Annotated in this window: 7 protein-coding genes; 5 read left to right on the top strand and 2 right to left on the bottom strand. The window is 32.6% G+C overall.

What is annotated here, in order from left to right; all coding sequences use genetic code 11:
• The 4 genes from nadE to gatE all read left to right on the top strand — a co-directional run.
• Nucleotides 1-465, top strand: a 465-nt coding sequence (gene nadE, locus ACKI67_RS05820) for an NAD(+) synthase (RefSeq protein ID WP_407462496.1), incomplete at its 5' end; no start/stop codon positions are given.
• Nucleotides 466-503: 38 nt separating this feature from the next.
• Nucleotides 504-932 (top strand): very short patch repair endonuclease, encoded by a 429-nt coding sequence (locus ACKI67_RS05815; protein ID WP_407462495.1) that lies wholly within the window; start codon nt 504-506, stop codon nt 930-932.
• An 867-nt stretch (nt 933-1,799) separates the two neighbouring features.
• Complete coding sequence (gene gatD / locus ACKI67_RS05810) at nt 1,800-3,107, top strand: Glu-tRNA(Gln) amidotransferase subunit GatD (protein ID WP_407462494.1); 1,308 nt, start codon at nt 1,800-1,802, stop codon at nt 3,105-3,107.
• Between the two features lie 11 nt (nt 3,108-3,118).
• Nucleotides 3,119-5,059 (top strand): Glu-tRNA(Gln) amidotransferase subunit GatE, encoded by a 1,941-nt coding sequence (gene gatE, locus ACKI67_RS05805; protein ID WP_407462492.1) that lies wholly within the window; start codon nt 3,119-3,121, stop codon nt 5,057-5,059.
• Between the two features lie 99 nt (nt 5,060-5,158).
• Here gatE and ACKI67_RS05800 read toward each other — a convergent pair whose 3' ends face one another.
• Nucleotides 5,159-5,767: a DUF2112 family protein gene (locus ACKI67_RS05800; RefSeq protein WP_407462491.1), complete on the bottom strand. Its 609-nt coding sequence runs from the start codon at nt 5,765-5,767 to the stop codon at nt 5,159-5,161.
• A 239-nt stretch (nt 5,768-6,006) separates the two neighbouring features.
• Here ACKI67_RS05800 and ACKI67_RS05795 point away from each other — a divergent pair, with 239 nt between their 5' ends.
• Nucleotides 6,007-6,945 (top strand): NAD(P)/FAD-dependent oxidoreductase, encoded by a 939-nt coding sequence (locus ACKI67_RS05795; RefSeq protein ID WP_407462490.1) that lies wholly within the window; start codon nt 6,007-6,009, stop codon nt 6,943-6,945.
• Nucleotides 6,946-7,044: 99 nt separating this feature from the next.
• On the opposite strand, the gene ACKI67_RS05790 is transcribed toward ACKI67_RS05795, so the two are convergent.
• The gene (locus ACKI67_RS05790) at nt 7,045-8,490 is read right to left on the bottom strand and encodes a hypothetical protein (protein ID WP_407462489.1); all 1,446 of its coding nucleotides are present in this window, start codon (nt 8,488-8,490) and stop codon (nt 7,045-7,047) included.
• Nucleotides 8,491-8,656 lie beyond the last annotated feature (166 nt).

The raw sequence follows: 8,656 nt of genomic DNA, 5'->3' as shown, positions 1-8,656 counted from the left end.
GTAAATGGTGTATTAAATCAGATGATTGAATCTAACATTGAAATCTCTGAGCAAACTAGAATCAATCTTCCACCAAGAATCCGTATGTCAGTATTGTATGCAGTCAGTCAAAGCAATAATGGAAGAGTTGCAAACAATTGTAATTTGTCTGAAGATTGGGTAGGTTATGCCACAAGATATGGTGATGGTGCAGGTGACTTTTCACCACTTTCAAACCTAACTGTAACTGAAGTTAAGGAAATAGGACGAAGCCTTAATTTACCTGATGAGATTGTGAACAAAGTGCCGATTGATGGACTCTCTGATCAATCTGATGAAGAGAAGCTCGGATTTACTTATGATGTATTGGATAAGTATATACGAACTGGTGAAATTAGTGATAAAAAGACAAAAGAAAGGATCGATTACCTTCATGAATTGAATAAGTTCAAGTTGGAATTAATGCCAAGTTTCCAGTATAAATGATTTTTTTTTGAATTTCAGTTTTGAATATAAGTGATTTTATGGCTGACAAGTTTAGCAAAGAGACACGTAGTTATGTCATGTCAAGGATTAGGGGAAAGGACACCAAACCTGAGATTCTTGTTAGAAGCTATTTATTCTCAAGAGGACTTCGATTTAGAAAGAATGACAAGAGGTATCCTGGAAGTCCTGATGTTGTGCTTCCAAAGTATAATACTGTTGTCTTTGTTCATGGATGCTTTTGGCATCTTCATGAAGGGTGCAAGTATGCTAAAATGCCGAAATCCAATGTTGAATACTGGGAAAATAAGTTATACAGAAATAGAGAACGTGATGAACATAATCAAAAAGAGCTTGAAGAGATGGGATGGAATGTCATCACTGTCTGGGAATGTGAGTTGAAAAAGGACAAACGTGAAAAGACATTGGAGTATCTTTTCACTCAAATAACTTCTGAAGATAATGAATAATTGATTTGCACTAATTTTTATATAAAAAGGGTATTACTAACTCTTTATTTTTTAGCTAATTTTTATTATTTATCATGATTTATAATAATTTATAATGATTTATAATTATTCATAACGATTTAACACGATTTTTTTCTAAAATAAAAGATTGTTCGTAGTTTAATCGAGAAAATACGAACGATTAGAGAATTAAATAGTATGTATTTATATATGAGTTTTTTTATAATACTAATTAACATATGATTTTTTTTAGTAGTAAAAATTCATATGAAATTTTATGTTCTATTTAATTATAGAACTTTAAAAATGGAGTCGCTAAATGTTTATGACTGTATTTTTTAGTTTCTTAGTATTTTTAGGAATGTTATTTGTCCTAAACGAAGGAGATATTCTCCTCGATTATATATGAGCTATATATAATAATACTTTTCTTGTACATTTGTACAATGATTCAATTAAATAATAGATGTAACTATTATTTTCTTTTGTTTTTTTCAATTAAGTTTTTTAAAAACTTAATTCTTTAATTCTTTTATAATTTTATCTATTTTTAAAACTTTTATCTCAAAATTACTATTTTTCTAATCATAATTAACAATTTAATGCTATGAATTTAATTGAACTCCCTACAATGTTTCTTTCAAATTGATTCCCATACAATTTTTCTTCCAGAACCATGATGATTTATTTGTTTTTTTATAGTTTAATAGTTTGCAGAGGCAAAAATGCCACAAGGATTACTGATATTTAACTAAATATTATATACTTTAATAAATATATCTAAATATAATATAGATTTTTAAACGATTGAAATCTATTTTAATGATGCTAACATTATTATAATTCAAAAAGATTAAGAGGAATTAAATGACTTATAAAGAAATTTCCAAAGAGTTTTTAGATAAGGCTAATGTTACCATTGGTGATACAATTAAGGTAACAAAGGATGATATTTCCTATGAGGGAATATTGCTTGACAGATCTGAAGACGCAAAAGACGCTTATATTGTAATTAAACTGGACAGCGGATATAATGTTGGAGTAAACATTGAATCTGCTGCAATCGAACTTATTGAAAAAGGTGACAAACCAAAAATAGGATTTGAAGGAGATAAAATAGAAAAAGACCCTAACAAACAAAACATCTCAATCATATCCACTGGTGGTACAGTATCATCCATTATCGATTACAAGACTGGAGCTGTACACCCTAAATTCACTGCAGAAGATTTATTGAGAGCAAACCCTGAGCTTTTGGACCTTGCAAATTATGATGTGAAGGCTTTATACAACATTTTGTCTGAAAACATGCAACCTGAATACTGGGTTAAGGCAGCGCAGTCCATTGCAGATGACATAAATAATGGTGCTGATGGAATTGTAATCGCTCATGGTACAGACACTATGCATTACACTTCAGCTGCATTGAGCTTTATGATTAAAACACCTGTTCCTATTGTAATTACAGGTGCACAAAGAAGTTCAGACAGACCTTCTACAGATGCATTCCTGAACATATACAACTCCTGTGGAGCTGCATTGTCAGACATTGCAGAAGTTACAGTCCTAATGCACAACACATTGGATGATGGTGACTGTGCACTTCATAAGGGTACAAAGGTACGTAAGATGCACACAAGCAGAAGAGACACATTCAGAAGCATCGATAGTGAGCCAATTGCTCTTTTAAGAGATGGAAAAGTGAAATCAGTCAATCTCCCATATACAAAACGTGGAGAAAATGAATTGGAATTGAACACTGCCATTGAAAGCAAAGTGGCTTTAATCAAATCTTTCCCAGGAATCAGTTCTGATATCATTGATTATCACATTGACAAAGGATACAAAGGATTGCTTATAGAAGGAACTGGACTTGGACATGTTCCTGATTATATGGTTGACACATTACAAAGGGCTAACGATGAAGGAATCCCTGTTGTAATGACTTCCCAATGCTTATACGGAACAATCAATATGAATGTTTACAGTACGGGTAGACTACTCCTTGATGCAGGTGTTATTTCCGGCATGGACATGACTCCTGAAACCGCTTATGTGAAATTGGCATGGGCTTTAGGACAGACTGAAGATGTAAATGAAGTTAAAGACATTATTCAAACCAATGTTGCTGGAGAATTGAATGAAAGTTCTTCACTTAAATATTTCTTGAATTAGGAGGATAAAGAATGGCTAAAAACAAATCTAAAAAAGGAAACAAAGGAAACAAAAACAATAAGTCTGAAACTCCTAAGATTGAAAGAAATTGGGAAGAGCTTGGACTTATGATGGGTCTTGAGATTCACCAACAATTGAATACAAGGCATAAGCTTTTCTGTCCATGTTCAACTGAACTCATTGATGATGAATTTGATGATGGGATCATAAGAAACCTAAGGCCAACACAAAGTGAATTAGGTCAAATCGACAGAGCTGCATTGCAAGAATCTTTAAGAGACATGACCTTTAAGTATGAATCATTCAACAATCACACATGTCTTGTTGAAACTGATGACGAGCCTCCTCATGCATTGAATAGGGAAGCATTGGACATCTGTATCACTATCGCTTCACTTTTAAATATGAAGGTGGTTGACGAATTCCATACTATGAGAAAACAGGTAATTGACGGCAGTAACACCGGGGGTTTCCAAAGAACCGGTCTTGCAGCTACTGACGGTTACTTGGACACTCCATATGGTAGGGTGGCAATTGAATCCTTAGGGCTTGAAGAGGATGCGGCAAGAAGAATAGATTCAGATGATGAATTCACTGAATTTAGGCTTGACAGATTAGGAATTCCTCTTGCAGAAATCACTACAGATCCTTCCATGCACCATCCAGAGCAAATAAAAGAAGTTGCATATATGATTGGTCAAGTCTTAAGAAGCACTAATGTAAAAAGAGGTCTTGGAACAATCCGTCAGGATGTTAACATCTCAATTACAAGAGGTGCAAGAGTGGAGATCAAAGGTGTGCAAGACCTTGACTTGATGCCTGAAATTGTAGAAAGAGAGGTTCAAAGACAATTGGCTCTTGCAGACATTAAGGATGAACTCATAAAAAGAAATGCAAGCGTTGAAGATACCATTTACGACCTTGATGAAGTATTTAAAGATACTTCCTCTAAGATTTTATCATCTGCAGCATGCATAAAAGGTATTATCTTAAGAGGCTTTGACGGTCTCATCGGAAAAGAGATTCAGCCAGGAAGAAGATTTGGTACCGAGTTATCAAGTTATGCTAAGAAAATGGGTGTTTCCGGTCTTTTCCATACTGATGAATTGCCAGCATATGGTATTAAAGAAGATGAAGTCAATGCTATGAAAGAGTTCCTTAAGATTGGTCCTCAAGATGCAATCATCATTGTAGCTCACGATGAGGATGTTGCAGTGAATGCATTGAATGAAGTCATAAGAAGAGCGAACATGGCATTTGATGGTGTTGTTGAAGAGACAAGAAAAGCATTGGATGATGGAAACACTGAATACATGAGACCTCTTCCAACTGCAAACAGAATGTATCTTGAAACAGACATTCCATTGTTCCAAATCACTGATGATATGGTTGAACCTATTAAAAACAACCTTCCTGAGCTTCCTGATGAGAAGAAGGAAAGAATAAAAGCAGAATACAAACTCAGTGAAGATTTGGCAAATCAAATTGTCAGAAGATTGCTTGGAGACACTTTTGAATCATTATTATCTAAAGTGAAAGTAGATCCAACTACCGTTGCTTCTGTACTTGTTTCCGATTTAAGGGATTTAAGAAGGGAAGGAGTTGATGTTTCAATCTTTGATGAGGATAAGTTAGTTGAAATATTCTCACTTCTTGAAGAAGGAAAAATCTCTAAGGATGCATTGAAAGACTTGATGATTGAAGTTAGCAAAAAGCCAGATGAAGATGTTGGTGTAATTGCTGAAGAAGCTAATTTGACTCTTTTAAGTGAAGATGCTGTTAGGGACATTATCCATGAGATAGCTACTCAAAACGAATCCATGATCAAGGAACGTCAAATGGGCGCTATGGGTCCTTTAATGGGAATGAGCATGAAAAAGCTTAAAGGAAAAGCTGATGGTAGTTTAGTGAATAAAATAGTAAGGGAAGAGATTCAAAATTTAATTAATTAATTTTCTTTTTGTTTTCTTTTCTTATTTTTTTTTTAACTATTTTTATTATTTTTTATATTCTTTTTTTAACTATTTTTATTACTTTTTCATATATAAAATTCAATATTCTTTTAAAATTCTATTAAATTCATTCAAGTCTATTTTTTCACTTTCTCTTTCTTTCAAATCAATGTTTAAGTTATCATCATTGAAAATGATTTTTTTGCCTTTATACTTTTCCAAATTACTTAAAAAAGTATTAACTTTATATATAAGATTTATAATTTCTTCCTGATTGTTCGGATGAGCTAATTCTAAAATTGGGATATTCCTGTTTTTCATTATGTTTATCACAAGGCTGTGTTCATTAATGCATCCTGTTCCACCAAAAAGAATCAACTCATTCAATACATCGTACATTGGTTTATAACCCTTTTTCCTATGGCCTAAAATGATGGCAGCTTCAGCATTCTGGATGATGTTATCCATTAATGACAATCTTCCTCTGACTCCTGATGGAACTTCATTTGTTGTATATTTATTTCCAATTAATATTCTATCTCCATATAATGTAAATGGGGCTCTGCTTCTGTCTAGTTTATCGTCGGGGTCTTCATTCTCATTATTGTTGTATTTTGAAAAATTTGTGGGGGATATGTATTTGTGCCCGTTCTTTTCAATTAGGGGAATAATGATCATTGCTGCATCAGGTATGACTGCCACTTTCATTTTTTTTAGCTCTTTCAATTTTTTAAATTATATATGTTTCAATTTAATATTTATTATAATATTTATCATAATATTTTTATATTCATATTATTATTTTCATATTAAAATATATAAATAAGTAAGAATAATTGTTAATTAGGAAAACAATTTTATGATTTACTTTTAATTTATGAATTGATGAATTTTATTAATTATTAAACGATTTAAGTATTGCTTAGACTTATCTTATTGGTGTTATTATGCAAGAGTACGATATTATAATTATTGGAGCAGGCCCTGCTGGATTGACTGCAGGGATGTATGCTGGTAGACAAAACTCAAAAACATTGGTGATTGACAAAGGGATGGCTGGTGGATTAGGCCTTGAAGTGCCTATGATGCAGAACTATCCTGGTTTTGACATGATTTCTGGTATGGAACTCATTCAAAAGATGAAGGCTCAAAGTGAAAATTATTGTGAAATCATGGAAAACACTGTCATTGATTCAATCGAAAAAACAGATGAGGGATTTCACTTGAAAACTAAAAATTCCCCTTTATTGATGACTAGCAATGATGAAGGAAAAAAGGAATTCATTGCAAAATCCATTATCTTGGCTACAGGTGCATCCCATAGGCATTTGAATGTTCTGGGTGAAAATGAGTTTTTAGGTCGTGGAGTGGCATACTGCGCTACTTGTGATGGAATGTTTTTCATTGGAAAGGATGTTCTAATGGTAGGTGGAGGAAATAGTGCTGCTCAGGAAGCATTATACCTTAATAATCTCGGATGCAATGTTAAATTGGTCCATAGGAGAGATGAATTGAGATGTGAACATCATCTTCAAAAGGCTTTGGAAGAAAATGGTATTGAAATTCTCTGGAATTCCACCATTGAAGAAATCAAAGGTGATATTGCTGTTGAATCAGTCACTCTTTTAAGGGATGGCAATGAAGAGGATTATAAAACAGATGCAGTATTCATTGCAATCGGTGATGATCCTTCCAATGATTTGGCTAAGGAATTGGGTGTTGCTCTTGATGATGCAGGATATATAATCACTGATAAAGCTCAGGCTACAAATGTAGATGGAATCTATTCTGCTGGTGATATCACTGGTGGAGTTAAGCAATGGGTTGTAGCTTGTGGAGAAGGTGCAGTAGCTGCCATTTCCGCTTATGAATTCTTAAATTTATAATTCAAACCTTTATGGTTTGAATTTTTTTATCACTAAATTATTTATTAGTATAAATGCGAACTATTTAAACTTTCAAAAAAATAAGAAGATATTCGGTTTTTAACCAAATACCTTATCAATTGCTTGAGTTAATATTTTAGCCCTCTTATCGGTTTGAGACTTTTTCTCATAGCTCCAAGTTTCAAAGACAAATGTAGGAGTTCCTGCCTTGATTAAAGGTAAATGTATATAAGGCGGACTTGTCTGTGTTGGAGGTGACCAATACAACATTTTAGAGTTGCTTTCAATTGTTTTAATGATTTTAATGGTCTTTTTAGCTAATTTCATTGAAGGTTGATGTTGATTCTTTGGAACATGTATGAAATAAGTTTGCTTATAGCTTAATCCTGATGTTGAATGTATATCAACCACCAAATCGAATTTTTGCTTTTTAGCATGTGGAACTATGTAGTTTAGAGCTAATTTTTGGCCTCTCATTCTTAATGTGGAATATGACCCTTTCTTATTGGTTAAGACAATTCTGTAAATATAATATTTATATTTCATATTCACTTTGTTCTTCATTAGCTTATAGAGAGAATCATGTATTTGATGTTCCATTGAATGAAGGCCTACGACATAAGCTATTCTAACCTTTGAACTGCGATTTCCTATTGTGCTTAGGAAATACACTTTTCCATAGCTGGTTTTTCCTATGAGTTTGCAGTTAAGAACATTAATCTTTGACTTTTTGCTTGTAGCTATGTAATTGCCTTTGCCAGCATATTTGATGGTTACATCATAGATTTTAGAGCTTTTGTTTAATTTTAATTTAGCTAAACCATCGCTGTTGGTAGTTCTTGTATAAGTTTTTCCATCAATGGTTATTGTTATATTTTGTTTAGCTATTGCCTTTCCTGCAGTTGATTTCAAATAAATCTTCAATTGCTCGTTTTTGATAACGCCTGTTTCTGCAATGGTTAATTTTGTATAAACAGGCTTTGCAATAACTCTTAGATTCAATGTTTTTGAAGCTGATTTATATGTTGAATCCCCATCGAATTTGATGTTGATCTTATAGGTTTTTGCAGCTTCAGTAATATTGAATTTGGCTATTCCTTTACTGTTGGTTGTTGCAGAAAGGGTTTTGCCGTTAATGGTAAGCATGATTTTCTTCTTTGCGATTACCTTTTTATTGCTGTCCTTTAAAGTCACATTTAAAAACTTGTTTTTTATGACATAATCTGCAGAGCTAATGGATGTCTTTTCCAATATGATTGGTTCAACAGGGGTTTCAGGTTCTATAGGAGTTTCTGGTTCTATAGGTGTTTCGGGCTCCACAGGAGTTTCAACATCATTTCCTGTATTGTCTGTTGGAGTATCAGTTGAATCTCCATCATTATTTTCCCCATCATCTATTTCATCTATACCTGAGCCATCAGATAATATTTCTTCTGAAATGATACCTGTTCCTTGATCCATTTCACTTGCTGAAATAAAGTTAATGTTTATGATAATTAAAAACATTAAAGCAATAAAAAAATATTTAAACATTCTTTTATTCATTTATCCCCCTCCGTTTGGAGTTTTAATCATAATAGTTTTTAATTATAATATCTTTAATTAAATTGTTATTATAATTTCTAAATTTAATTATTATTAAGTTTATTGATATTTTTTTAGGGTATTTTAAGATAGAAAATAGGTTGAATTTATATTTTTTTTATTTATT

The sequence above is a fragment of the Methanobrevibacter sp. genome (assembly GCF_045577275.1).
Taxonomy (GTDB): domain Archaea; phylum Methanobacteriota; class Methanobacteria; order Methanobacteriales; family Methanobacteriaceae; genus Methanobrevibacter.
The sequence above is the reverse complement of the archived record's forward strand: the minus strand, read 5'-3'. Positions and strand labels throughout refer to the sequence as shown.